Genomic DNA, 25,249 nt, shown 5'->3' with positions numbered 1-25,249 from the left:
CTGACCAGTTTTTTTTCAACAATTCTCTAAAAGCCTCTTGACAAAAGACTTACAGTCTTAACTTGTCACCAATGACTGTTCCCTGATAGCTACCTTGCCACAATCCCAATCCCAATTGCATTTCTTCCAGCCACAAACGTCCATCTGGCAGAGATAAAGCTTCGTAACGAGTGCCATTCAAACGAAAAACACGTAATTGGTTTTGATAGCGATCGTAGATAATGTAGTAGGGAATTCTTAAAATTTGCTCGTATACTTCCCACTTTGTCGGAGGTCGATCGACTCTTCTAACTGTTTGTCCCAAATCTTCTTCTTCAGTTCCGGGAGAGAGGAATTCAACTATTAAAAATGGGTTAACTCCTTCTTGCCAAACTACATAGCTTAAGCGTAAATTTTCCTGTTCTTGAAAACGGGAAACACCTAAAACTAAAAACCAATCAGGACGTTTGTACCAACCGGGATGGCGGGGGTCGTAATAGAGATTCAGGTCGCTGGCAATAAATACCTCATCTGGCTGCCAATTTTGTGGTTGACAGGTTTGGCTCAAACCATCAGCTTGAATGCGATGAAATTCGTCTGGCAATCCTGATTCTCCTATTAATTCACTCGGCAGATCGTACATTGTAGGCATGGTTTCTTTCGGCGATCGCGGATGAAATTGCTCTGGCAGATCCGGATCGTTGGGATCTTCACTGGGCAAATCGTACATCGTCGGCATGGTTTCCGAAGGCGGACGGGGGGGATTAGTTTGGTGCATAGCATTATATATGCGTTTTGATTGACTCCAGTGTATCTCGAAGCCAGTTGTTGTTACCGGGACTCGATCGAACACTATCTTATGGGGACTTACGCATTACCCCTATATCCTGTAGGAGCAATCCCCCCGTGGTTGCCCCTATCCTTGAGCCTCGTCCATAAATCCTGTCATATCATGTTCGGTCGATCGACCATCAGATAAGTAAGTCGGTGGGAAAGTTTATAACGATGTAACAAAAAATTAAGTAACCAGACCGGAGCTAAATTGAATGCGTTTTGTAGGGTAGTTTCCTTTTTTTTTCTCTAGCTTCTACCCCATTAATTACGGCATAAGCCAGCTCTAATTCATCCTCAAACAAATGTCGCAGCTAGCTCGTCTTTTTGATATGTTGCCACTCCAATTGTATCGGATTCATTTCGGAACAATTTTTGGGTAAGAATAAGATATATAGACCATTTTTAACATAGTTGGGTTTTTTCTCACCTACTTACTTATACCAATTTAATGTGAAGTTGCACATATCTCGATCCCCCTAAATCTTCCTTTATAATAGGAGCAGGGGTTGACTTTGATCGGAATCTTGTCCCACCCCATACTCCCCTTATAAAGGGGGGCTAGGGGGGATCGGATTCTATGCAGCCTCATAAAAAATTGGTATTAATCACAATTGAAAAGAAAGCAAACTTTCCACAAAAACTGGCAGTATTGGCAAGAAAGGAGTGGGACGCGGCGGTATCGGAAAGCGAATTCCCGGCAGAGATGGCAAGGATGGAAAGTCTCGCGATGGCGGTGTAAACCCAGTCGAAACGATCGTGCAATCTGATGGACTCACATCTGTAACATTTTTAACGTCGGCGATTAAATCCGATCCGACAAATATCCGAGTTCCCCGTGTCATACCGTCATCATAAGATTCAAATCGGTAAGAGAAGAAGTTAGAACCATTACGATCTTGTACGAAACCAACAACTTGAATTTTGTCGCCTTCGACCCGGTTAAAATCCTCAATAACGGCATGGCGACCTTCACCGCCATAGAAGAGGTAAGGGCGGGCATTTAATGAACCGAGAACAAATATGTCGGCTCCATTTTGCCCGATTAAATAATCTATTTGTTCTCCAGTTGATGAAAAGCTGTAACCCACTAATGTGTCATTGCCCGGCCCGCCAATCAGGGTGTCGCTGCCTTCATTTCCCTCAAGCAAATCGTCTCCTGAATTGCCGTTAAGGTAGTCATTATCTAAGTCACCTCTTAAAGTGTCGTTGCCACTGTCTCCCAACAGGAGATCGTTATCTTTGCCACCCATTAACAAGTCGTTGTTGAAGCTACCAAACAAGAGATCGTCTCCATCTCCTCCGAGCACCGTATCATTGCCTTGACCGCCGATAAGACAGTCATTGCCAGACCCTCCCAAGATACTATCATTATCGTCTTCTCCTCTGATTAAATCCGCGCCTTCGCCACCCTCAAGAATATCATTCCCGGCACCTCCTTCAATTTTGTCATCGCCTTCGCCACCGCTGAGACTGTCGTTACCAGAGTAGCCCAAAAGGCGATCGTTACCGATTCCACCTGCGAGACTATCATTTCCTTCTCCGCCATCTAAAGTGTCATTACCACCCCAACCAAATAGAGTATCATTGCCTCCAAGCCCGCACAGGGAATCATCGCCAATTCCACCTACTAATAAATTATCGAGATTGTCACCGCATATAACTACCATAAAATTTTCCTCCTGAAAACTATTTCACAACAGTCAATCAATTTGAGATTTTGGATTTGAGATATTGGATTGTTCCCGTCCACTCAATTTTGGGTTTTGGATTTTGTAAGAACTTTAGTCCTGATTGACATTTTGTAGTAAGGGATGCAAGTCTTGCTTCACCTAAATCTGTAACAGAGAACTGAAGTCCTTACTAGAAAATCCATTTTCTGTAGGGACACAAGATTTGCCTGTGTCCCTAATTTTTCAACTGAAATCAGCGATGCTAATTTGGTTGGCTGTCACGCCATTGATAGCAGCTAAAATTTCACCTGTTGCTGTCAAGGTGATTAAAGTTGCACTGTTGCTAGGGACAATAGAAAGTTGCGAGAAGGTTAAATTGTCGGCAAGTGCGAGGAAGTCGATGCCTGGTTCAAAATCGAAAATGATATCGCTGCCAGAATTGGCTGAAATTAAGAAGCGATCGCTCCCATTTCCTCCTATCAAGCTGTCATCGCCGTTTTCACCGCTGAGGAAATCGTCACCGTTACCGCCCAGCAGAATATCGCTAGCTTGACCGCCGAAAAGGCTGTCATTGCCTTCACCTCCACTCAAGCTATCTTGACCGCGATTTCCAAATAGGATATCTTCCCCATTACTGCCGAACAAAATATCGATTTCTTTGCCACCGTAAACAGTGTCATCGCCATCGCTACCGTCGAGGGAATCATTGCCTTGATTGCCATGTATCCAGTCGTTGCCACCTAAACCGCTGAGAGTATCATTGCCGCGTTTGCCGGCCATTGTATCGCTGCCGCTGTCGCCGGAGAGGTTGTCGTCGCCGTCAGTGCCGGTGAGATTGGAGTTAGCTGCGATCGCATCTATTTCTCCTTCAATCACCGCCACAGCAGGTGTATCGGGCAATGTCGTTTGTTGAATTTTGGTATCTAAGGCAGTACCCGTATTTTCGGCAATAACTTGGGCGATCGATTTCGTACCTGTACCCACTGCTTTTAAGTCTTCAGAGGTTGCGCCTAGGGCTACTTTTTGCACGCGGGCAACTTCTCGGTTAATTGAAGCTGTTGCAGTGTTGGATACAACTTGGTCAATGCGCTGATTTGCTTCGGCCATTACCTTAGCTGCATCCGGGGCAATTTGCAACAATTGCTGAGTGTTTAAATCCGAGTCAAATTGTTGCGCTGCTGTGGCGGCGCGATCGACAATTGTTGCTAACTGGTTGGGATCGCTGAGATTGAGAGTTGTCCCCGATTGAATTTGTTGAACGATCGCACTTACAACTGCTTTTACGGTGTCGGTATTTTCCAGCATCGACGCACCGTCTATTAAAGCCGCAGTTTGGGTAATGACGTTTTGTACCTTGACCATTGCAGTCAAAGTTTCTACCCCACCCGCGATCGCGTTTTCGGTAGCTGCGATCGGATCTAAGTCAGTGATGTCAACATTAGCGGGAATTGAAAGAGCAGATTTGACGAGAGATTCGGCGCGATCGCTGTCAATTCCTTTGTCAATTAAATCTGCTACTAAACTGGTTAACAAGGTGACAACAGTAGCGTAAGGCGGGGCAGTGACAGGCGTTTCCAAAGGCAAACCCGTAGCAGTATCAATGCCACCCAAAGCAACAATATTGCCTTCCTCTGGATCGAGTTCGCCGTTGCGATTTTTGTCAAAATTTTCCAAGGAAATATCGAGTTCGTATTCACCTTTTGGGCCAGTTGTTGCAGAGGGTTCGCCAGCATCAAGTTCGCCATTTTTGTTAGCGTCTAAGAAAACTGTAGCCCCAGCGATGTAGCCGTCAATAACAGAACCTCGACCTCGATTATAAAGATCGAAAAATGCTATATCCGATGCACCAGCAGCATCCCTTGCTGCTACTCGAATCCAGTAGTTGCGATTGCGCTGCAAGCTATCATCAACCCTGAAAGTACGGCTAGCTGGATCGAAACTCATGCCAGTTGGTAAGGGGCTAATGCGACTCCAACTTGTCGGAATTGGCGATCGTCCTCCGCTGACATTTCGCCACTCAAAGTTGGTGACATTTTCATACCAATCTGCTGTATAAGTTAAGGTATCGCCCGGATCGGTATCGATGAAAGTGTCGTTTTGAAAAGTAAACTGCAATTGAGGACTCGAGCCCGGTTGCAAACTCAAACCTTGTTCCCGGAACGGAATATTTAAGACTGGCGGACGGTTGACAGGATTGAGAACATTGCGAAGATTTAAACGTCCTCCGCTAACAGTTCTGCCTGCGAGAGAAGGCAACGGGTCAACTGTTGAGAGAATAGAGTTTCTTAGTTGGGCGACAGTCAAGGTTGGATCTTGGGCTAACAGCAACGCCGCCGCACCTGCTACGTGGGGTGCTGCCATTGAAGTTCCGTCATAGAAACCGTAGTTATTACCGGGAACTGTGCTCAAAATGTTTCTTCCGGGCGCACCTAAGTCTACGGTACTGGCTCCAAAATTGGAGAAAAATGCTAGTTGGTCATTGCGATCTGTTGCTGCAACTGAAATAACATTGGGAAGGTCATAGTTAGCTGGGTAAGAAGGTCTGATGTCATTATTAGAGCTGTTATTACCTGCTGCTGCAACAAAGATAACTCCTGCACTGTTAGCTTCACTGAGAGCGTCAAATAAAGCTCTAGAGTCAGGAACATTCCAACTAGCATTAATGACATCTGCACCCTTAGTGGTAGCGTAATGAATCCCTCTGGTGATAGAGACTAAATCTGGTCTTAGGCGACTGCCAATCTTCAAAGGTATCAAACTAACATTATGGTTAATTCCAGTAACGCCAATGCGGTTATTACCAATTGCACCAATGGTTCCAGCAATGTGGGTTCCGTGACCGAGATCGTCACTTGGATCGTTGTCGTTGTTATAAAGGTCATAGCCGCGAACATCGTCTGTGTAGCCGTTACCGTCGTTGTCAATACCATCGCCAGGAATTTCTCCCGAGTTAGTCCAAATATTGGCTATTAAATCTTCATGGTTATAGTCTACGCCACTGTCCGTAACTGCAACAATTATCCTTCTGTCACCTGTTTGACTATCCCAAGCTTCCGAGGCATCGATATCAGCATCTGATGTGCCTCCCTCTAATCCAGTATTATTTAAACCCCACAGTTCGCTAAATCTGGTATCGTTTGGTATGAAATCATAGGAACCTTGGTAATTCAGTTCTACTGCCTCTACGTTGGGATCTCGAGCTAAGTTTTCTTGAATTTGCAGCAAATCTAATTCTGAAGAAAATTTGACAATTCGCCACCGATCTAATGGACTGGGTGTGGAGTCAAATTGGGAGCTTGATGGTACTAGGTTTTCTAGCGCTATCTCTCCATTAGCTTGAAAATTGCCTAGAAAATCATTGCTTGCACCGGGTCTCAGTTTCACTAAAAGTTCGCCTGGTTTGTATTGTGAACCAGTGACAGGATCGATTGGTGGCAATTGACCGCCGTTATCATTCGATCGATCGTTATCAATAGAGACCGCGATCGCATCTGCTGCATTTAAACCGGAATAATTGCGATCGTTGCTGACAGCAGGTTTAGTAACAATCCTGTAAGTTTTATCACCGTCAACAACCTTGTCATCAACACCAGTTACCGTCACCGTTTGCGTTTGATTCCAATTAGCAAAGTTGAAGTTCAGCGATGGTGGAGAAATTATGCCTTCTACTGGATTGGAACTTTCTAAATCAATTCTGACATCAGCAGTTGGCGGAGTATTTAGTTTGACTGTAAATGTTGCTTTACCTCCCGCTTCTGTGGTGACTAATCCTGATGTCGGATCGACAGTAATGCCAGCAGGTATCGTCGGCGGCATGATTACTGGCGGTAGTGGAGTTGGCGTTGGTGGAGTTGGCGTTGGTGGAGTTGGTGTTGGTGGAGTTGGTGTTGGTGTTGGCGGTGTTGGTGGAGTTGGTGTTGGTGTTGGTGGAGTTGGTGTTGGTGTTGGTGGAGTTGGTGTTGGTGTTGGTGTTGGTGGAGTTGGCGTTGGTGTTGGTGGAGTTGGTGGAGTTGGAGTTGGTGGAGTTGGTGTTGGTGTTGGTGGAGTTGGTGTTGGTGTTGGAGTTGGTGTTGGAGTTGGTGTTGGCGGAGTTGGTGTCGGTGGTGTTGGTGTCGGTGGTGTTGGCGGTGTTGGCGGTGTTGGTGTTGGCGTAGTTTCGTTATCAGTTATGGCGACAGTGACAGGCGCGATCGCAATTCCGCTATATTTCGCGTCGGTACTTGTTACGGCGTGATTGATTGTGCCGGTGTGAGTACCTTCTACAACTGTGTCATCCGTCGCAATCACAGTTACAGTTTGGGCAATATTCCAATTAGTAGCGTCGAAACTAATGGGAGCGATCGCACTTATTTGATTTCCCCCGTCAAAGCTGACTGTTACGGGCGCGGTTGGCTGCGAATTTAGCTGAAGTGTATAACTTCCCGTTGCACCGCCTTCTACTGCTGTGGTACTGGCCGGATTAACGGTAACGCCGACTGTATCGCTGTCGCTGTTAGTAGCGCTGACATCGGAGGGATTGAAATTGTTGTAATTGCTGTCTGTACTAACAGCAGCCTCAGTAACAATAGTGTAAGCAATATCGCCGTCAGCGATATTGTCGCCAACACCTGTCACCGTTACCGTCTGCGCCTGATTCCAGTTATTAGGAGTGAAACTTAAGGTATTAGTAGAAACTGTTCCTTCTGCAGGATTAGAACTGCTTAAAGCGACAGTAACAGGTGCCGTAGGTTGAGTGTTGAGGACAACACTGAAATTAGCCGTACCTCCGGCTTCTGTTGTAGTTAATCCTGCTGTGGGATTAACGGTAATGCCGGGAGTTTCGTTGTCGCTATTTGTAACGCTGACATCGGCAGCATTGAAATTGCTGTAATTGCTGTCTGTACTAACAGCAGCCGCAGTGAAAATAGTATAAGTTTGACTGCCGTCTGCAATATTGTCGTCAACGCCAGTAATAGTTACTGTTTGTGGCGCACTCCAATTGCCGGGAGTGAATGTCAGCGAGGGTGTAGAAACTGTTCCCTCGGCAACATTGGAACTGCTTAAGCCAACAGTCACGTTAGCAGTTGGTTGAGAGTTGAGTTGGACAGTAAATGTTGCTGTTCCTCCTGCTTCTGTTGTCGTTAATCCGCTATCGGGATTGACTGCAATTCCAGCAGTGTCGTCATTAGTAATAGTAGTTGTCGCACTAGCAGTTGTAATTGTTGGAGTCGGGCCTGGTGCGATCGGATTTGATAAGGTGACAGTAATAGTTTCATCCGCTTCGATCGCACTGTCGCCCAAAACATCCAAAGTAATCGTTTTCGATATCTCGCCCGCAGCAAAATTAACCGTACCATTAACGTCAGTTGCCCCGGAAGTGCCACCGATATTGTTGTAATCGCTGACGTTTGTAGCAGTTCCAGCGATCGCATAATTGACGCTGCTGGCTGCACCTATACCGCCACTGCGAGTAACGGTAAAAGTAACGGATACAGTTCCCGTATTGCCTTCAGCTACCGCAGCTACAGCGGTGGAAACGGCATAAGAAACAGTGTCGTTACTGGGAATAGTTAGGGTCGCTTGATTTGTCGTCCCTGCAATGTCACCTGCGATCGTACCAAAGTTGAGAATGACTGTTTCTGCATTCTCAGCGATATTGTCCGGTTTAATAGTGACTGCAATATTTTGTTCTGTACTTGTTCCACCTGCGGGAAAAGTTACGGAAGTCGGCGATATGGTGTAGTCAGAATTTTCGGTAGCGCTGCTGTTGGGGTCGATGACAATGGGTACAATGACATCAGCAAAAGGAGTGCCGCCGCTGATAGTAACGGGGATATTAACGACTGTATCTGCATCCCCTTCAGTTCCGCTGAAAGTAGCCGTACCGAAATTAATTGTGTTCGGTGAATTCAAGAGAACTGAAACATTATTAGAACCTCTGTTAGCAACTGCGATATCGAGTCTGTCGTCCGCATTGAAATTTGCGATCGCCAGAGAACTCGGATTTGTTCCAACGCTAAAGTTAGTCGCACTGCTAAAACCGCCAGTTCCATTTCCCGCCAAAATTGAAACGTTATTAGAAGCGCTGTTGCTAACAACTAAATCTCCTCTACTGTCGCCATTAAAATCGCCAATTTTAATGGCACTTGGGTTTAAGCCAACATTAATATTGGTCGGATTGCCAAAACTGCCATTTCCTGTTCCAAATAAAATTGAGATGCTGTTAGAACCGCTGTTGGCTACCGCGAGATCGAGAAAATTGTCGCCGTTCAAATCTCCAACTGCGATCGCACTCGGACTTTGACCGACATTAATATTAGTCGGATTGCCAAAACTACCTTGACCAATTCCCGATAATATGGTAATGCTATTAGAATTTCGGTTGGCGACGGCGAGATCGAGTAGATTGTCGCTGTTAAAATCTCCCGCAGCGATCGCGCTGGGACTTTGCCCAACATTCACAGTAACAGGAGTGGAAAAACCGCCTTGTCCCGTTCCCAAGTAAATGCCAACATTGCCTTCAGGTACAAAACCATTGCCGCTGGATTGAGTAATGGCAATGTCGAGTAAATCATCAGCATTAAAATTGCCGACAGCGATCGCGCTAGGATTTTCGATGGCAGTCAAAAATCCCGGACTGTTAAAGTTGCCATTACCCGATCCTAAAAAGATATAAATGCTGCTAAATTCGACACCTTGTGCGGAAGTTATCACTAAGTCGGAAAAGTTATCCCCGTTAAAATTGCCAACTGCGATCGCGGTAGGCCCCAATACCGGAGTCAAATCAGTTCCAGAGTTAAACCCTCCTTGACCATTTCCCAGTAAAATAGAAACCTTACCCGAGGTGGGGTTAGCAACAGCTAAATCTAAGATGCCATCGGTATTGAAATCGCCAGCCACAACAAAGGATGGACTGGTTCCCGCATTAAAATTATTAGGAGAACTAAACGTATTGAGAACGTGGTTGTAAGCTGCGATCGCTTCTGGCAGAAATACAATCCCAGCTTTAATTGTCCCCGCTGTTACTGTTAATTCCCAATCGCCGCCTTTGGCCGCACAACCTGTTAAATTATTAGAAGCGGCAACATTTGCTCCTGTTAGTTGACTCAGGTTTTTTACAAATTCTTTCCCTATATTTCCTTTGGCAACATTGCACCCGTAGAGCAAAATTTCGGCATTTTGTGTCAGCCCGCCCGCCCATTCTTTAACTGTTTTGACAAAATTGTCGGTGCTATCTCTCAACTTTTGCCAATTCAATTCAACGTTGCCCAGTTGCAAAGAACCGGGCTTTCCGTGGGCAATAATGTGAATTACTGAAAATTTCCTTCCCTGCAAAGCTTCGGCAATTTGTTCGAGGCCGTTGCGGTTAGTTTCTAATTTAATTACTTCGGTTTCAGGGATAATGCCGTCGATTAATGTTTGACAGTCGGGGACGGCAGCATCGATAAATGCGATCGCTTTTGAGGAAAGCTGAGTCATTGACTTTAGGGAAACAGCCGTTGGGGCGATCCCTAAGTCTGGGATATTTAAGTCTGGAATGTTATCGTTATTACAGTTTTCGGCAGTGAAGGATTGGGGACTTGTGCCGGCAGGAAAGTTGGTACCGGTACTGAAAGTAGACATGATTAATTTACCTAGCTGATACTTCTGGTTTATGTAATGCCAGCAAGTGTACAAAAGCACCACCTCTGCTGTATTGTAAATTCTTGCGGAAAACTTGGGAAAAATATAATTTTCTTGCGGAATTTATCCCTATTTGATGAAGAATTGTAACAGCGCCGACGGGCTGGGGTTTTTATACGACAAAACTTACGCCTAAATACCAAAGAAACCGGGTTTTGTACCAAAATATACAGGTTTCCCGATCGGGTAAAAAACCCGGTTTCTGAATCCCCGCAAGCCCTAGGCAAAAATACTTGGCAAGTACAAACTGCTTTTAATGTGACTGAGGCTTGAGTTTTGTTAAAGCCGATCGCGATATTGCTTAGGAGTAAAACCGACAATTTTGCAGAAGGTCTTGCTAAAGTGACTTTGGTCGTGAAATCCGACTTGCTGGGAGATATATTTTATTGATAACTTCGGTTTTTTTAACAAATCTTTTGCTTTTTCAATTCGGCACTGGGTCACGTACTGATGGGGGGTGAATCCAGTCGATTGTTTAAACATACGGCTGAAATGATAACAACTAATGTTCACTAAATTAGCAAGTTCACTTAAGTGCAAATCTCGGTTTATGAATTCATTAATGTAGTGAATAACTAGCTGCAATTGGCCGGGGTCAAGACCGCCTCCCACATCTCGCCGGTTAGGTTTTTTCGCGCCATAGCGGTGCAGTATGTGCAGTGAAAGCGCGTTTTTCAGTGCATCGATATAAAGAGTACCGTTTAATCCGCCTGATTCCAGTTCGGTTTTGAGAGCCCAGGCAATTCCGTGAACCAACGGATCGCGGGTTTGCCATTGCGGTATAATTTCAATGGGATTTGAATTGATCGATTCGCCAACTGTATTGTCGAAATCGGTAGGTTCAAGAGCGATCGCCAGAAATTCATAGTTTCCGGCTGCAACTGTTTGGAAATAAGTACCAGCAGCAGCGATGAAAATCTGCCCACTTTGCCACGATTCGCTACCGCAGTTTTTCCCGTTCACTGTTCCTTTTAGTGTTGCTGGATTGAGCATCAAGCCAACCGTGTGCTGTTCGAGACAGTGTTCGGGGCATTCGTTTGGTGGCTGACAGTGATATTCGACATGAATTCCTTGCCACTTTGCGCCGTGACTCGACAGGATTGCGGGGCGCGGGAGAATCACTTTCATCGCGTCTGTCTTGGCAAAATCAAGAATTAATGGTTTCTGTGGGGACATAGCTGGCACCGACTGGACGAGTTGCTATTTTGTAGTTGACAAATCCTCGCCGTTCTACGGCGAGGATTCTTCTAAGCATCCGAGTGCCTTCGGGACTGACCGTCGGGAAACAAATCTGAGTTAAATCTGCAACAGCGTTCCCAGCGTACAAACCTAAAATACATAAAATGTAATACTTACTGGTATTTTACAGAAAAATCATGCACAGACGAGTTTTCCAGATTGCTATTGTACTTTGCCTCCAAGTCGTCCTGGTTCTGGGCGCGTGGGCGCAGCCTGCGGCGGCGCTGACTCCTGAACAGCAGCTTTTGAGCGAAGCTTGGCGAATTGTCAATCGCTCTTATGTGGACGACAGCTTCAACTCTCAAAACTGGTGGTCGATTCGCCAAAAAGCTGTCAAGGAACCGCTTAACGACAGACAGCAGACTTACACGGCGATTCAGGGGATGCTGGCGAAACTCGACGACCCGTTCACTCGACTGCTGAAACCCGAACAGTACCGCAGCTTGCAGGTCAACACTTCGGGAGAATTGACGGGTGTGGGGCTGCAAATTGCGATCGACCCCCAGACAAATACTCTGACAGTGGTGGCTCCTTTGGCCGGCTCACCGGCAGATAAAGCTGGTATCCAACCCCTCGATCGCATTCTAAAAATTGATGGCACTCCTACCTCTGAATTGAGCCTAGACGAAGCAGCAACTCGAATGCGCGGCCGCATCGGCACTCCCGTTACCTTGACCTTGGGGCGCGAGGGAAGGGACGTTGCTGAGGACATTGAGCTAGTGCGCGATCGCATTGCTCTGAATCCGGTTTACGCCGAATTGCAGTCGGCCTCGGAGAATTTGCCGCTGGGCTACATTCGCTTGAGTCAATTCAGCGCTAACGCCACTGAGGAAGTCGCTCACGCGATCGACCGCTTGGAAAAACAAGGAGCCGCCGCCTACATTCTCGACCTGCGGAACAACCCGGGCGGACTGTTGCAAGCGGGGATTGAAATTGCCCGCCTGTGGCTCGATTCCGGGACGATCGTCTACACGGTGAACAGACAAGGCATTCTCGGCAGCTTTGAAGCCTCTGGACAAGCCCTAACTAACGATCCGCTGATTGTTTTGGTGAACAAGGGAACTGCCAGTGCTAGCGAAATTTTGGCGGGTGCGCTGCAAGATAACGGCAGAGCTCAACTGGTAGGAGAAAAGACTTTTGGCAAAGGACTGATTCAGTCCCTGTTTGATTTGTCTGACGGTTCCGGGTTGGCTGTGACTGTTGCTAAGTACGAGACGCCTAACCATAAAGATATTAACAAGCTGGGGATTGCGCCCGATCGCGTAGTACCTTTGGAACCCATCGCGCGCGATCAAATCGGCACCGCAGCAGACTTGCAATATCAAGCTGCACTGCAACTACTGAAAGAAAAAACCGTGCTGGCAAAGTCAGTATAAGCCTGAGTTTGAAGTTTTGAGATTGCAATAGGTGACAATACGCAGGTCTGTCTGTCTCTGCGTTTGCTTCGCCACGAGAGACAAGAATAATCCTAAAAACTCTTTTATTCAAAAGTGATATCACGTCCGACAGATTCATCTGTCATTCTTCGCTGTGCGAACCAATGACATACAAGAATGATGCACATCGGACGTGATATCAAAACCCAAAACAGCCATTCCCTTAAGGTTGGGGGGTTGATTCCTCGGCGTCGGGAACCTCGACTTCTTGCAAAATCACCGGACGCTGCTGCGGGTCAGCTTGGTTGCTTTGCTCTTGCATCACAGTTTTAGCAAGACTAGGGTCAAAGTAGCGGTTAAAGTCCGATCGCGACTGATTTACTCGCCCTTGGGTAAGATTGACTTCAGCTTGGATTTCGTGCAATTTTTCTTGCACCGCCCGGTAGTGAGGCCAAAGCTGAAGCAAAGCAGAAGTGGCACAGACTGAAAGTACCATGTTGACTGCCAACTTGACGCCTGTTTCGGCCGCGAGAGTTTGGTGAGGGTAGGAACGCTGGCGGCTGCTGCTGCGACGAGGAGTAACCCGAGGGGAGTTTTTTACAGGACGCAGTGGGGTAACGGGGGGTTGAATCGCTTGCATAATTTTTTTTCAAATACCTGAGACTGACGTTTTAGAGTTCAACAGAGCAAATTCTGAGCTTAACGCACACTCGCCGCTGTTTGTCAGGGTGCTGATAGCCAAAATTGTTGAGACAAAGGTGACCCCTGAAGACGGAATTTTCCCATAAAAATGCCTGCCCTTGCAGTGTCGTCTTGCTGAACACAAACAATCTACTGCACTGGGGCAGCAATTGTCTGTATCTGTAAAGCGAGAGATTTAACTGGTCAGGCAGGCGTTGTGCGGTTCGCAACTGATGTCTGGAAACTATTTGTACAGTTCAGTTGACAGCCGGAAAGCCATGATTCCGGGAATCAAAGCAATTACGAGCGCTACGTAGACTTGGGTATCTGTTAAAGACATATTCGCAAAACTCCTTTTCGCGGGTACGAGCTTTCACCAATTTGAGACAAATTGGCACTTTTGGGAATCATTTGTTACAACTTGCAACACAAATGGTGCGTCCGGGGGGGAGTGGCTTAGTGGCGCAGTGGCCCAGTGGCGCTGTTTTTGAGTGTGGGAGGGGGAGAATTTTTCCTGGTTTCCTGGGACTGCTTGCTTGGGATCTTGTTCGGACGATCGCCTCCCACAGAATTACCGCGTTAGGTTAAGATTTAAAGGAAGGTGACACTAACGTTAGACAGAGCGGGTAATTTGCGCTGCGCTCGACCCTTGCCAATCTTAGGTGCACAAAATAGTTAATGCTAGATCAATTTCTCGACGCTTCACCCAATTTTGGAGTTGACGGCTTTTTATTATTGTTGGTTTTGGTGGCTTTGGAGGCTGTACTTTCGGCTGACAACGCGATCGCCCTGGCGTCTATTTCTAAAGGTTTGGAAGATGCCAAGGATCAGCAAAGAGCTCTCAACTTGGGTTTGATAATTGCTTTTGTACTGCGGATCGCCCTAATTTTAACGGCTACTTGGGTGATCCAATACTGGCAGTTTGAGCTGCTTGGTGCTCTCTACCTGCTGTGGCTTGTTTTCCAACATTTTACTTCAGAGACAGACTCCGAAGGAGAACATCACGGGCCCAGATTTGCGTCTGTGTGGCAAGCAATTCCCATGATTGCTTTTACGGATTTAGCGTTTTCTTTGGATAGCGTTACTACTGCGATCGCTGTTTCTGATAACACTTTTATCGTCGTAACAGGCGCTACTATTGGAATTATTGCCCTGCGATTCATGGCCGGGTTGTTCATCCGCTGGCTGGATGAGTTCGTTCACCTAGAAAGTGCTGGTTACATCACAGTTGGGTTCGTGGGAATGCGATTGTTGGTGAAAGTAATTAATCCCGATTTAGTTCCTCCGCAATGGCTGCTAGTTTCCAGTATCGTCTTGATGTTTGTCTGGGGATTTTCTAAGCGTACTCCTGAGCCAGTCGAGATTGCAAAATCTCTAGAAATGGCTCTGAATCAGCCGGATTCAGAAGTTGCTGTGCCAGAATCGCAAGGACAGAAGTCCGAAATTTAAGATACTTTCATTTGAATAAAATTAGCTTAAATCTGTCAAACCAACCAGATTGAAGGCTGGTTAAAACGTGCAAAAGCCTTTCATCCCGGTGACTTTAGTCTGGGGATGAAGGGCTTTTATTTTGTAAGATCCTTTCCTTCACTAGCCGATCGAACTTATGGAACTAAACTTGGCCCTATGGGAAGGCAGTTACCAAAATCAGACTCAGCAATGGTTACGGTGGTGGGATAGCGAGGGGAATTTGTTGCTGACGGGGTTGGTGGCATATTGGCGATCGATCCAGATCTGATTTTAGCCTTGGTGGTTGCTGTATTTTTTGAGGCTTTAGGGAAATAAGGCGGGCGAGGGGAAGAGGTTGTAGGCGATCGCATTAACCTGTCGGGAAACAATATAACGGTTGCATTCAGCAGCAACCCACACTTTTGCATCAACATATAACAACAAAATACTGCAAGTTGCTCATGTATCTCCACCCCTTCTTACTCCCCGTCGGAATCTCCTTTTCTTAATCGAGTTCGGCCCACCATCCGACTCAAACATCTTACTCGTCGCACTTAAAAAAGCTATTTTTATTCCTCTGTTTAGAGTGTTTCTGCATCTACTTTGTCATACTCAGCATGAGTGCCAATAAATCGGATGAAAATAATACCAATGTCATAGCGAATTTCCACACTCAGCCGATAGCTGTTGCCTTTGATATTGAAAACGACACTGTTGTTTGCAATGATGCTTGCTGGCATTACAAGAGGGTCGCCGTTTCTACCGACGCAAGCATTAAGATGCTTTGGTGCTCATAGAAGATACATGAGTAATCAGTTATCTTTAATATTTATAGGCTTCAAGAATAGCTTAGATTTTTTAGATTCAATGTTCCAGTTTCGGCTTTTATCAAGATAGTCTTCTAAGGTGGTCATGTGAACCCAATAGTTCTGATGAAAACCTTTCTTTGGGGATTGAACTAAATCTCGGATAATTAAACCTAAGTATTTATGAACTTCAAATTGCTTAGCTAGTTCTACAGAATCCAGTTCTGCCAACTTCTTCGTTAAGTCGATATTTTCGGCAGTATTATCTCTATTCAAAGCATGAAACCATTGCCCATGAGCAATTTTGTTTCTCAAAAGACTAGGAGAATATATGTAATTTTTAATAATTTCAAAGAGTTTTTTCCTTCTATTTTGCAAGTCTGAGTTTTTTGACCATTTTCCAACCTTTTGTAGAGCTAAATCAACCATCTTTTTCCATCCCTCAGAAATTCCGTTATTATCTTTAGCCTTCTTAATATCGTCAATTTCTGGTGGAGAAAATGCGGAGGGAGTGTAAACTATTTGAATAAATTGAGCTTCAGACCAAGCAACATACAGAATAGCTAAAAGCTTGGTTTTTACCTCTACCTGAAAGTCATCTGATTTTCTTAGGTAAAAGTTTATATCCTTAATTAGACTATCCTTGACTTGATTTAACTTTCTTACATTACAGCTTTGCAGCTTATAAAGCTCCAAGATTTCCTCATTTGTCATAACCAAGAAAATATCTGTGGGGGGAAGGAGGAATCGAACCTCCATCTACATCATTTATGCAATGAGTCGCATTAGCCATATTATGCTACCCCCATGTTCTCTAGCCCATTATATCATGTATCGGAAGAAGTTGTAGGCGATTGCAATTTTTCGGCACCCTAAATCTAGTGTGCCTGCGTAAGTCCTGTTAAATAAGGAAGAAGGAAGAGGGGGAGACTGGGAGATGGGAAGAGGGAGAGGATTTTTTCGCAATTAGCAATTAGTCATTAGCTATGGCTTAGGCTTACCGACAAAGAAAGCTAAGGGAGAATTATCGCCACAAGATAACCGAACTTTAGAACCAATGGGAAAAACATTTCCTGTGGTTGTGAGTGCATATAACTTTTCGCCAGAAGGAGTTTTTAAACAATAACGATTTTCTCTACCTAAAAATTGGCGATCGCAAATCACAACAGCCGAATCTTCATCTAAGTATAAACTTAAATCTTCCTGCCGGATCATCAATTCTCCTTCAGTAGAAACATCACAAGGAACTTTTACAAATGAATCTCTTTTAACAGCAAAACAACCTACTTCTGTTTCCCAAAAATCCTGCTTCAGCGATGCAGACACAAAATTAGCTTGCGTCACAAACTCAGCCACAAATCGAGATGCTGGTTCTTGATAAACTTCCTCTGGAGTGCCAAACTGTTCTAATTTGCCTTGACGCATCACCGCTACCCAATCTGAAATCGAAAGTGCTTCTTCGCGATCGTGCGTGACAAATACACCAGATGTTCCAGTTGCTTTAAGAATCTCGCGGACTTCTTGACGCAATCTTAACCGTACTTGTACATCTAAATTACTCAACGGTTCATCTAGTAAAATAATCGCAGGTCTAGGGGCTAAAGCACGGGCCAGGGCCACTCGCTGTTGCTGACCCCCGGATAATTCATGGGGATAACGGTTTTCCAATCCTTCTAATCCCACCAGCGCTAATGCTTCGGTGACACCTTTCTGAATATGATGCTTTGACTCTTTTCCTTGATGTGTCAAGCCAAAAGCTACATTTTTCGCGACTGTCAAATGGGGGAAGAGTGCATAGTCTTGAAACACCATACCAATGTCTCGCTGTTCCGGCGCGACTGACATATTAACACTGGCTACAGTTTTCCCTGCTAGGGCGATCGTCCCTGCTTGTAGCTGTTCAAAACCAGCAATTAACCGCAGCAACGTTGTTTTCCCACAACCCGATGGCCCCAACAACCCCAGTATATCTCCCTGATGTAAGGTCAGGGTGACAGATGCCACCGCAGGTGATGCAGCTTGGGAATACTGTTTTGTTACACCATCCAAATGCAGAATTATCGGTCGAGCCATTATTGCTATAAATAATCAACAACTTACTATTCTACAATATACCAGTTTAGTGAGATTAATTATCAAAAAGCCTTGACAAATGTTTACACCTACTGATAAAATAGCAAGCTAAACTTTTTACTAGCGATGAAAAATTCCCAAAAATCACTACAGCAAACAGGAATCAGGACAATCCAATGGCTATCGACCTTACGCGGTTTATCGGCTAGTGGGTGGACACTTGCGGTTATCGCTTTAGCATTGCCGATCGCCATACCAGTCATCAGTGTCTTATCCAGTATCTTTTTTGAAGCTAAAGATACATGGCAACATTTAACCGATACAGTTTTAACCCGTTATATCGTCAACTCTTTATTGTTAATGATCGGTGTAGGCTTTGGTGTTGTCGTGATTGGCGTAGGATGTGCATGGCTAGTAACAATGTGTCGCTTTCGGGCCAGTCCCATATTTGAATGGGCATTACTGTTACCCTTAGCGGCCCCAGCTTATGTCCTAGCTTATACTTATACAGACTTTTTAGAATTTTCCGGTCCAGTTCAAACTGCTTTGCGTTATATTTTTGGCTGGAGTTATGGAGACTATTGGTTTCCTAACGTGCGATCGCTCCCTGGAGCCATCTTAATGCTAATCTTAGTTTTATATCCCTACGTCTACCTATTAACACGAGTTGCATTTTTGGAGCAATCCACTTGTACCCTAGAAGCTAGTAGAATACTTGGCTGTAGCCCTTGGCGGAGTTTTATGACAGTTGCCTTACCAATGGCAAGACCTGCAATTGTTGCAGGTTTAGCACTGGCTTTGATGGAAACTCTCAACGATTATGGAACTGTTCAGTATTTTGGAGTTGATACTTTTACCACAGGTATTTATCGGACTTGGTTTGGCATGGGAGAACGAATTGCAGCCAATCAATTAGCTGCCCTGCTATTATTATTTGTTCTGGGTTTAATTTTACTAGAACGCTGGTCTCGCAGTCGGACTAAATATTATCAAGCTAGCAGTCGATATCGCCAATTACAGACTTATCAGCTTAAAGGAATTAGGGAAATTTTAGCGGTAATTGCTTGTTTAATGCCGCTGTTTTTGGGTTTTTTATTGCCAGCCAGTCTTTTAGTAAAGTTGACCTTAGCTAATTGGCAACTCACTTTAGATGAACGTTTTTGGATCTTTGCCCGTCATAGTTTAATTTTGGCAACATTGACAGCAATTTTAGCCGTAGTTATTGCCTTGATTATGGCTTATGGGTTACGGTTATATCCTAATTTAGGAGTGCAGTTAGGAACGAGAGTTGCGGCAATGGGCTATGCTGTACCTGGTTCTGTGATTGCAGTGGGGATTATGGTTCCCATTGGAAAAATGGACAATCTATTTGATAGTTGGATGCGTGAAAACTGGGGAATTTCTACAGGCTTGTTGTTAAGTGGTACGATCGCAGCTTTGGTATTTGCCTATATAGTTCGCTTCCTAGCTGTTTCTTTAAATGCGGTAGAGTCAAGTTTGAGCAAAATTAAGCCTAATTTAGATGATGCGGCGAGAAGTTTGGGTTATAGCCCGATGCAAACTTTAGTTACAGTTCATACACCAATGATGACCGGAGGTCTACTAACTGCCATGATGTTAGTATTCGTTGATGTAATGAAAGAGTTACCTGCTACTATAATTATTAGACCGTTTAACTTTGATACCTTGGCTGTGCGAACTTATCAACTTGCCTCAGATGAGCGATTGGCTGAAGCTTCTGGCCCAGCATTGGCAATTGTTTTAGTGGGGATGTTACCGGTTATTTTATTAAGTTGGAAAATTGCGCGATCGCGCAAGTCTTCAACAGATTTAACGGTTAACAGTTAAAGGTTAACATTATCCCTTTACAAATCCAGATGATTAATAAAAATTCACCAATGTTTACCCGCACTACTGGCACAATCTTCTTCTTACTACTTACTGTTTTTGTCACCTTTGGATGTCAAAAACAGGTCGCAGGTTCCCTCGAAACATTACAAAAAACTAAGCAATGTCCAGGATGTGACCTAACTGATACCAAGTTAAGTGACATCGATTTAACAAGCGCTAATCTCAATGGTGCTAAGTTAGAAGGGGCTGTGCTAGAAAAGGTCAAACTTAATGAAGCCTTACTCGATAGCGTCAATCTCAAAGGTGCAAATTTAAAAGGTGCTTCTCTGGAAAAAGCAGGTTTATTTTCTGCTGATCTCACAAATGCTGATTTGAGGAATGCAAATCTCAAGGGGGCTTTTTTGCGAGGGGCAAAACTGAATAATGCCAATCTTAGTAATGCCAATTTAAGTGAAACTGACTTAAATAGTGCTGATTTGACGGGGGCAAACCTGACAGGGGCAAACCTGAAAGGCGCTATAATGCCAGATGGTAAAATTAAAAATTAAAGTTGATTGGATTCGGCGGTTTCAACCGCCGAATCACAAAGAGTAGCTTCTTGTTCAAAAAGCCTCTATTTCCATCCTGCGCGATCGGAAATCTTTAAAGCTTCAGGGTTATTTTTCCCAAACACATCAGGGTTGAGAGGGTCAGATTTGAATGTACCAAAACTGGCAACGGCAGGATCGATCGCCACACCTGAAATCACAGGGTACTCGTAATTACCCCTAGCAAAAAGTTGTTGCGCTTCGCGACTGGCTAGGTGTTCCAAGAATTTGGTCGCGCCTGCTTTGTTACGGGAGGTTTTGACTACACCACCACCACAAATATTGACGTGGGTACCCCGATCGCGCTGGTTGGGGAAAAATACACCTACTTTCGCCGCGATCGCTTGTTCTGCTGGATCTTTGGATTTCATTAAGCGAGCTACATAATAGGTATTAACAATGGCAAGATCGCCTACCCCAGCAGCAACAGCCTTGATTTGTGCCGTATCATTTCCCTCTGGAGGACGCGCAAAATTAGCGACTAATCCTCGCGCCCAAGCTTCTGTTTTTTGAGCTCCATGAGCTGCTAACATAGCCCCAACCAGAGACTGATTATAGATATTAGTGGACGATCGCACTAAAATTTTGCCTTTCCACCGAGGTTCTGTCAGCGCCTCATAGGTTGACAATTGAGCAGGGTTCACCTTGCTTTTGTTATAAACAATCACCCTGGCCCGGCGCGATAGACCAAACCAGAAACCTTGAGGATCTCGCAAACTTGCTGGAATTGCCGATGTCAGGACTGTTGAAGAAACAGGTTGCAGAATACCTGCTTGTTTGGCCCGCCACAAACGTCCACCATCCACCGTGATGAAAACATCAGCAGGGCTATTTGCACCTTCACTTCTGATCCGTTCAATTAGTTGGTCAGCATCCGCCTCAACGAGGTTAACCTTGATCCCAGTTTTTTTGGTGAAGCTTTGGTACAACTCATTATCAGTATCGTAGTGACGTGCTGAATAAAGGTTGAGAGTGCCGGTTTGGGCTGCGACAGGGGCTTTTTTGCTTAGTTCCCCCACGGCCACGACAGCCATTGCTGTACCACTGGCAAGAAAAATACGCCGAGAAATGCTCATTGTTCTATAATGATAGATTTTTTCATCTGGTAATTGACACGATGGTCTCTCTACAGCCATCTATAGTCAGTGCTTTACTATATTAATGCAAATAATTCTTATTTGATGATCGAGATCGTAACTATTTTAGGGCTGACGCACTGCTGGTCAGAAATCCGGTCTCGACTTCGCTCAACCGGCAGTTTTTTTCCGAAAAGACTTTGTTATAGCCCAATACGGTTCAATTAGTGCTAAAAAAACCGATCGTGCGTAGGTTGGGCCCGTGTAACGAACCCTCCGTTTCACTCCGCCCAACATTTTCGCTACAATTTTCCTTAACCCAAGCGTATTGTGTTATGGCCCGCCGATTAGGTCAAAAATTTGGCGTTGCTAAATTTGAGCATGATTATTGTAGGGTGTCCCGCCTGCGATGAAAATACACGCCTTCGCGCGAACAGAGCCCATCCCACACAAAAAATCCAAATCATGCCGCAATTATGCAACGCCAAATTTAAAAAGATTCTTTAAACAACCTCGCGCGCCCAAAAAAAAGCAACAGCCATCTCCCAAGCGATTCGCGTCACCGCCATGTATCAAATGCCCGACTTCGCAACCAGGCTCAACAGCCACTAAGACGCGGGCTACCAGTGCACACCTACAGTTAGTAAGTTGCACACTGGCCTCCTACGGATTATTTGTGTCTAATTAACTCGTAAATTTCCACATAGTCTTTAGCTGGATATTTCCACGAATTGTCACAATTCATGCCTTGAAGCATGAGTTTTTCAAATTCATCATGATAGTCATACCACAATCCGATCGCCCGATCGAGCGCCGACTCTAAAGCCGAGTAGTCGGTTTGATAAAATACGTAACCGTTGCGTTCTTCCGGGAGGTGGCGGGTGTCGTAATCTCGATCGAACACAGTATTCACCAAACCGCCAACTCCCCGCACCACAGGAACAGTGCCGTACCTCAACCCGATCATCTGAGTCAGCCCGCAGGGTTCGTAATTACTGGGAACCACAATCATATCCCCACCGGCATAAATTAAGTGCGACAGTTCTTCATTAAAACCTAGTTCTAAATGGCAGTCTGGATTGTCATTTAAAAAGTATTTTTCGTGCTGGAAATGCGTGTTAATTCCCGCTTCCGTCGCGGAACCCAAAAGCACGAATTGCGCTCCCTTACTCAGAGAGTAATAAATTGCATGGTGAACGAGATGAACGCCTTTTTGGTCGTCCAAACGACCGATAAAGGTAATAATAGGCTTATCAGCATCGCGCAGGAACAGCCGATCGCGCAAAGCTTTTTTAGTTTTCGCTTTTCCTGCCAAATCCTTCTGATTGTAGTGGTGAGGAATATAGCGATCGCTATCCGGATTCCACACATCGTAATCGATGCCGTTGAGCACCCCGCGAAACTTATCTTGATATAAATGCAATGTGTGGCCCAAACCGTAGCCACACTCGCCGAGGTGAGCTTCCCAAGCATGGTGTGGCGAAACTGTGGTGACAAAGTTCGAGTAAACAATACCACCTTTCATAAAGTTGATAGCAAAAGGGTTAAAGTTATCTCGGAGGCGATCGTAATCAAAATAATAATCCTCTCGATTCAAACCCGTTGCATTCAAAATATCGCTACCTCCCATGCCTTGATGTTTGAAATTGTGAATGGTATAGCAGACTCGCTGATTTTCCATCCAATTGTATTTGTAAATTTCAAACAGCATGACTGGAACCAAACCAGTTTGCCAATCATGACAGTGAATCACATCGGGACGCTTGTTGCTTCTGAGCAAAAATTCCAAAGCGGCTTTGCTGAAAAATGCAAACCGCATATTGTCGTCATTGCACCCGTAATAACAGCCACGATTAAAAAAGTTATCTTGAGAGCGAGGTTCGATGAAAAAACACAACTGCCCGTGCACCCAGCCACACAAGACATCACAAAGGATTTCGCCGCCGTACCAGGGCACAGCCAAATCCCGGTAAGCCTCGTGAAGTCCCCAAATGTGGTCGTACCTCATGCAGTCGTACTTGGGTAGAATAATCTCGACGCAGTGACCGGAATTCTGCAACTCCCGACTCAAACCGTAAACTACGTCGCCCAAACCCCCTGCTTTGATGACGGGGGCGCACTCCGAGGCAATTTGTACAATGTACATTTTTTTTTCTCGCTCCTGGATGAATCAAAAAAATATTTTCTTAACTTGACAAAGTATTTGACACTCCCCTGCCTGAAGCGGAGGGATTCTTAAGAACCGCAATCAAGCGTGGATCTTGATTCGTAATGGCTGTGCCAAACAGCCTCTAGACAGTCCGGTAAAACCATTCTGCTTACTTTTTCTGCCAATATTTGCAGCACCATTACAATCAGCGTTAATCAAATGTCCTTCCCAAGTCCGATACAATCCGCGCTTAACACGCTTGCCAGAAAATTGGTAAGTTGGTGGTTTGTCGGCATTGTAGACGGGCAAATCGTCACCATCCAAAGCGCTAGCCTTGCTTGTATACGATTCTTCCTGTTCAAGGTAGAGCAAGCCGTAACGCTCACAAAGCGATTTCAGCTTACCTCTCAAAGTGTGAAAAGGAATTTGGACAAAGTTCTGATTGTTGCGACTGCCAATATTGATTTCCTGCTTCATGCCCAAATTGAACCCGACAATCACGCGCTCAATTTTATGGGCAATGCAATGGTCAATAATCAGCCTTGCCGTTTTGTTGAGATAGTCCCTAACTTGATTGTTTCGATTGACAAGCAATCTAGCTTGACGCTCAGTGAGACGCTCAATCTTTTGTCTATCTTTGATAGATTGCAATCTGGCATTTTCTTTGTTTAACCACTGGTTAATAGATTTAAGTTTACGACCATCCACAATAAAGGATGCCCCATTGGTGTCAACGCAAGTAGCCAAATTGTCCAATCCAAAATCAATCGAAAGAGCGCTATCAACGACTGTTTCAACAGGTTCTGGTTCAACCTGGGAAACAAACTCGACTTCAAAGAATCGAGCATTGTACTTAGAATGTATCCGAACTTCTTTGATAGCTTCAGGATTGAGTCTCTCCGGGAATGGAATAGATACCGCTCCAAACAGCTTCTTGAAAGCATTGGACATCGGTACATTAAACCGTCCATCCTTAACCACGATCCGAGGAATTATCAATACAAAGTAGCCATCTGTGGGTAAGTAGTGAGGCAATCTCACCTTCGGTTGATAGCTGCCAGATTTAACAGCGCTAATCAAGGCATAGAAACTGTGAAACGTTCTGTCTACTACTTTCAAAGTTTGTTGAGCAATATCCGTGTTTAGCAAACGATAGTTCTCGTTCTCTTTGCACAGATGGTAGGCAGATTCGTAACGCAAGTGTTTGCGCTCCTGAAAGTAGTATTGTCGAACAGTGTAAAGCCCTACATTGTAGAGATTTTTGCTAAGACGACACAACTCTCGCAGTGCCAAAAACTCAGACTTGTTTAGATTGCGGATTTGGTTCTTTTGAGTCAGGTACATTCTATTGGTCTCGCTGCATATTCTATTCTACAGCGAAACCTCTCAGCTTTCTGCTTAAATTGTGGCAAAAATGCAAAGCCGTCCTAGAAGGATGGGGTTTCCACCCATATTTTATGATGATTTCTACGCAGATAAGCAAGTCGGCCATTGGGAATACAGGGAAAATACGGGCTGATAGCGGATGTTGAGACGGATTTGGGCGATCGGATTGTTGCTTAAAATACAGTTATGGACACGGCAGTGCCGTGTCCCTGATGTGCCCAAGTGTAATCGATCGCCTGTGTTTCCAGATTTTGCAAAAATCAAACTAATTTGTCAAATCCATTCCTTTTGAGCGATCGTATCTCCTGTCGCTGTGAATAACTCAACCCAAACCCATAGCATCATTTTCACATACTAATAGACCTCTTGCGAAAGTCTCAGACGAGCGCTAGTTTGTCTTCAAAAAAAGTTCATAATTATAAATACCAGCG

The 25,249-nt window shown here is 44.9% G+C and carries 16 protein-coding genes, 1 tRNA gene and 1 pseudogene; 5 read left to right on the top strand and 13 right to left on the bottom strand.

Annotation, left to right across the window (positions count from 1 at the left end):
* Positions 1-49: 49 nt before the first annotated feature.
* The 4 genes from QUA03_RS23370 to QUA03_RS23355 all read right to left on the bottom strand — a co-directional run bounded on the left by QUA03_RS23370 (position 50) and on the right by QUA03_RS23355 (position 11,321).
* Positions 50-757, bottom strand: coding sequence for a Uma2 family endonuclease (locus tag QUA03_RS23370; protein WP_333215400.1), 708 nt, complete (start codon positions 755-757; stop codon positions 50-52).
* Positions 758-1,418: 661 nt separating this feature from the next.
* A complete protein-coding gene (locus QUA03_RS23365; protein ID WP_333215399.1) occupies positions 1,419-2,480 on the bottom strand; it encodes a calcium-binding protein in 1,062 nt (353 codons plus the stop codon).
* A 246-nt stretch (positions 2,481-2,726) separates the two neighbouring features.
* Positions 2,727-10,085 carry a S8 family serine peptidase gene (locus QUA03_RS23360; RefSeq protein WP_333215397.1) on the bottom strand — a complete coding sequence of 2,453 codons (7,359 nt, stop codon included), beginning with the start codon at positions 10,083-10,085 and terminating at the stop codon, positions 2,727-2,729.
* Between the two features lie 339 nt (positions 10,086-10,424).
* Entirely contained in the window at positions 10,425-11,321 is an 897-nt protein-coding gene (locus QUA03_RS23355) for an AraC family transcriptional regulator (protein WP_333215395.1), read from the bottom strand.
* A gap of 200 nt (positions 11,322-11,521) precedes the next feature.
* Between QUA03_RS23355 and ctpA the strand changes: the two genes are divergently transcribed.
* Positions 11,522-12,760, top strand: coding sequence for a carboxyl-terminal processing protease CtpA (gene ctpA, locus QUA03_RS23350; protein WP_333215393.1), 1,239 nt, complete (start codon positions 11,522-11,524; stop codon positions 12,758-12,760).
* 223 nt (positions 12,761-12,983) lie between these two features.
* Here the strand turns inward: ctpA and QUA03_RS23345 are convergent, their stop codons facing one another.
* The gene (locus QUA03_RS23345; RefSeq protein ID WP_333215391.1) at positions 12,984-13,400 is read right to left on the bottom strand and encodes a slr1601 family putative cell division protein; all 417 of its coding nucleotides are present in this window, start codon (positions 13,398-13,400) and stop codon (positions 12,984-12,986) included.
* Positions 13,401-13,685: 285 nt separating this feature from the next.
* The gene (psaM, locus tag QUA03_RS23340; RefSeq protein ID WP_190660159.1) at positions 13,686-13,781 is read right to left on the bottom strand and encodes a photosystem I reaction center subunit XII; all 96 of its coding nucleotides are present in this window, start codon (positions 13,779-13,781) and stop codon (positions 13,686-13,688) included.
* A 338-nt stretch (positions 13,782-14,119) separates the two neighbouring features.
* On the opposite strand from psaM, the gene QUA03_RS23335 reads away from it, so the two are divergent.
* Both QUA03_RS23335 and QUA03_RS23330 read left to right on the top strand, forming a co-directional pair.
* Complete coding sequence (locus tag QUA03_RS23335) at positions 14,120-14,890, top strand: TerC family protein (protein WP_333215390.1); 771 nt, start codon at positions 14,120-14,122, stop codon at positions 14,888-14,890.
* A gap of 169 nt (positions 14,891-15,059) precedes the next feature.
* Positions 15,060-15,146, top strand: a pseudogene (locus QUA03_RS23330) (Uma2 family endonuclease); the annotation flags it as partial.
* 325 nt (positions 15,147-15,471) lie between these two features.
* On the opposite strand, the gene QUA03_RS23325 reads toward QUA03_RS23330, so the two are convergent.
* From QUA03_RS23325 to QUA03_RS23310, 4 genes are all read right to left on the bottom strand, one after another.
* Positions 15,472-15,630, bottom strand: a complete 159-nt coding sequence (locus tag QUA03_RS23325) for a type II toxin-antitoxin system HigB family toxin (RefSeq protein WP_333215388.1) — start codon at positions 15,628-15,630, stop codon at positions 15,472-15,474.
* A 72-nt stretch (positions 15,631-15,702) separates the two neighbouring features.
* Positions 15,703-16,410, bottom strand: a complete 708-nt coding sequence (locus QUA03_RS23320; protein WP_333215386.1) for a hypothetical protein — start codon at positions 16,408-16,410, stop codon at positions 15,703-15,705.
* Positions 16,411-16,427: 17 nt separating this feature from the next.
* Positions 16,428-16,503, bottom strand: a tRNA-Cys gene (locus QUA03_RS23315).
* A 177-nt stretch (positions 16,504-16,680) separates the two neighbouring features.
* Entirely contained in the window at positions 16,681-17,769 is a 1,089-nt protein-coding gene (locus QUA03_RS23310; RefSeq protein ID WP_333215385.1) for an ABC transporter ATP-binding protein, read from the bottom strand.
* 126 nt (positions 17,770-17,895) lie between these two features.
* Here QUA03_RS23310 and QUA03_RS23305 point away from each other — a divergent pair, with 126 nt between their 5' ends.
* Together QUA03_RS23305 and QUA03_RS23300 are read left to right on the top strand one after the other, a co-directional pair.
* Positions 17,896-19,617, top strand: a complete 1,722-nt coding sequence (locus QUA03_RS23305) for an iron ABC transporter permease (RefSeq protein ID WP_333215383.1) — start codon at positions 17,896-17,898, stop codon at positions 19,615-19,617.
* Between the two features lie 50 nt (positions 19,618-19,667).
* Positions 19,668-20,168, top strand: a complete 501-nt coding sequence (locus QUA03_RS23300) for a pentapeptide repeat-containing protein (protein ID WP_333215381.1) — start codon at positions 19,668-19,670, stop codon at positions 20,166-20,168.
* Positions 20,169-20,233: 65 nt separating this feature from the next.
* On the opposite strand, the gene QUA03_RS23295 is transcribed toward QUA03_RS23300, so the two are convergent.
* The 3 genes from QUA03_RS23295 to QUA03_RS23285 form a co-directional block, all read right to left on the bottom strand.
* Positions 20,234-21,283 (bottom strand): Fe(3+) ABC transporter substrate-binding protein, encoded by a 1,050-nt coding sequence (locus QUA03_RS23295; protein ID WP_333215379.1) that lies wholly within the window; start codon positions 21,281-21,283, stop codon positions 20,234-20,236.
* A 670-nt stretch (positions 21,284-21,953) separates the two neighbouring features.
* Positions 21,954-23,429, bottom strand: a complete 1,476-nt coding sequence (gene glgA, locus QUA03_RS23290) for a glycogen synthase GlgA (RefSeq protein WP_333215377.1) — start codon at positions 23,427-23,429, stop codon at positions 21,954-21,956.
* 102 nt (positions 23,430-23,531) lie between these two features.
* Entirely contained in the window at positions 23,532-24,776 is a 1,245-nt protein-coding gene (locus QUA03_RS23285; protein WP_333215375.1) for a transposase, read from the bottom strand.
* Between the last annotated feature and the right edge of the window lie 473 nt (positions 24,777-25,249).

Origin of the sequence: Microcoleus sp. S36b_A4, assembly GCF_036700645.1 — a bacterium.
Classification (GTDB): Bacteria; Cyanobacteriota; Cyanobacteriia; order Cyanobacteriales; family Microcoleaceae; genus Microcoleus.
Note: the sequence above shows the minus strand (reverse complement) of the source record. Positions and strands in the feature narration are given on the sequence as shown.

Bases quoted from the DNA above. Each gene is read 5' to 3' on its own strand.
- QUA03_RS23370 (WP_333215400.1), bottom strand. From the start codon at position 757: ATGCACCAAACTAATCCCCCCCGTCCGCCTTCGGAAACCATGCCGACG.
- QUA03_RS23365 (WP_333215399.1), bottom strand. From the start codon at position 2,480: ATGGTAGTTATATGCGGTGACAATCTCGATAATTTATTAGTAGGTGGA.
- QUA03_RS23360 (WP_333215397.1), bottom strand. From the start codon at position 10,085: ATGTCTACTTTCAGTACCGGTACCAACTTTCCTGCCGGCACAAGTCCC.
- QUA03_RS23355 (WP_333215395.1), bottom strand. From the start codon at position 11,321: ATGTCCCCACAGAAACCATTAATTCTTGATTTTGCCAAGACAGACGCG.
- ctpA (WP_333215393.1), top strand. From the start codon at position 11,522: ATGCACAGACGAGTTTTCCAGATTGCTATTGTACTTTGCCTCCAAGTC.
- QUA03_RS23345 (WP_333215391.1), bottom strand. From the start codon at position 13,400: ATGCAAGCGATTCAACCCCCCGTTACCCCACTGCGTCCTGTAAAAAAC.
- psaM (WP_190660159.1), bottom strand. From the start codon at position 13,781: ATGTCTTTAACAGATACCCAAGTCTACGTAGCGCTCGTAATTGCTTTG.
- QUA03_RS23335 (WP_333215390.1), top strand. From the start codon at position 14,120: ATGCTAGATCAATTTCTCGACGCTTCACCCAATTTTGGAGTTGACGGC.
- QUA03_RS23325 (WP_333215388.1), bottom strand. From the start codon at position 15,630: ATGCCAGCAAGCATCATTGCAAACAACAGTGTCGTTTTCAATATCAAA.
- QUA03_RS23320 (WP_333215386.1), bottom strand. From the start codon at position 16,410: ATGACAAATGAGGAAATCTTGGAGCTTTATAAGCTGCAAAGCTGTAAT.
- QUA03_RS23310 (WP_333215385.1), bottom strand. From the start codon at position 17,769: ATGGCTCGACCGATAATTCTGCATTTGGATGGTGTAACAAAACAGTAT.
- QUA03_RS23305 (WP_333215383.1), top strand. From the start codon at position 17,896: ATGAAAAATTCCCAAAAATCACTACAGCAAACAGGAATCAGGACAATC.
- QUA03_RS23300 (WP_333215381.1), top strand. From the start codon at position 19,668: ATGTTTACCCGCACTACTGGCACAATCTTCTTCTTACTACTTACTGTT.
- QUA03_RS23295 (WP_333215379.1), bottom strand. From the start codon at position 21,283: ATGAGCATTTCTCGGCGTATTTTTCTTGCCAGTGGTACAGCAATGGCT.
- glgA (WP_333215377.1), bottom strand. From the start codon at position 23,429: ATGTACATTGTACAAATTGCCTCGGAGTGCGCCCCCGTCATCAAAGCA.
- QUA03_RS23285 (WP_333215375.1), bottom strand. From the start codon at position 24,776: ATGTACCTGACTCAAAAGAACCAAATCCGCAATCTAAACAAGTCTGAG.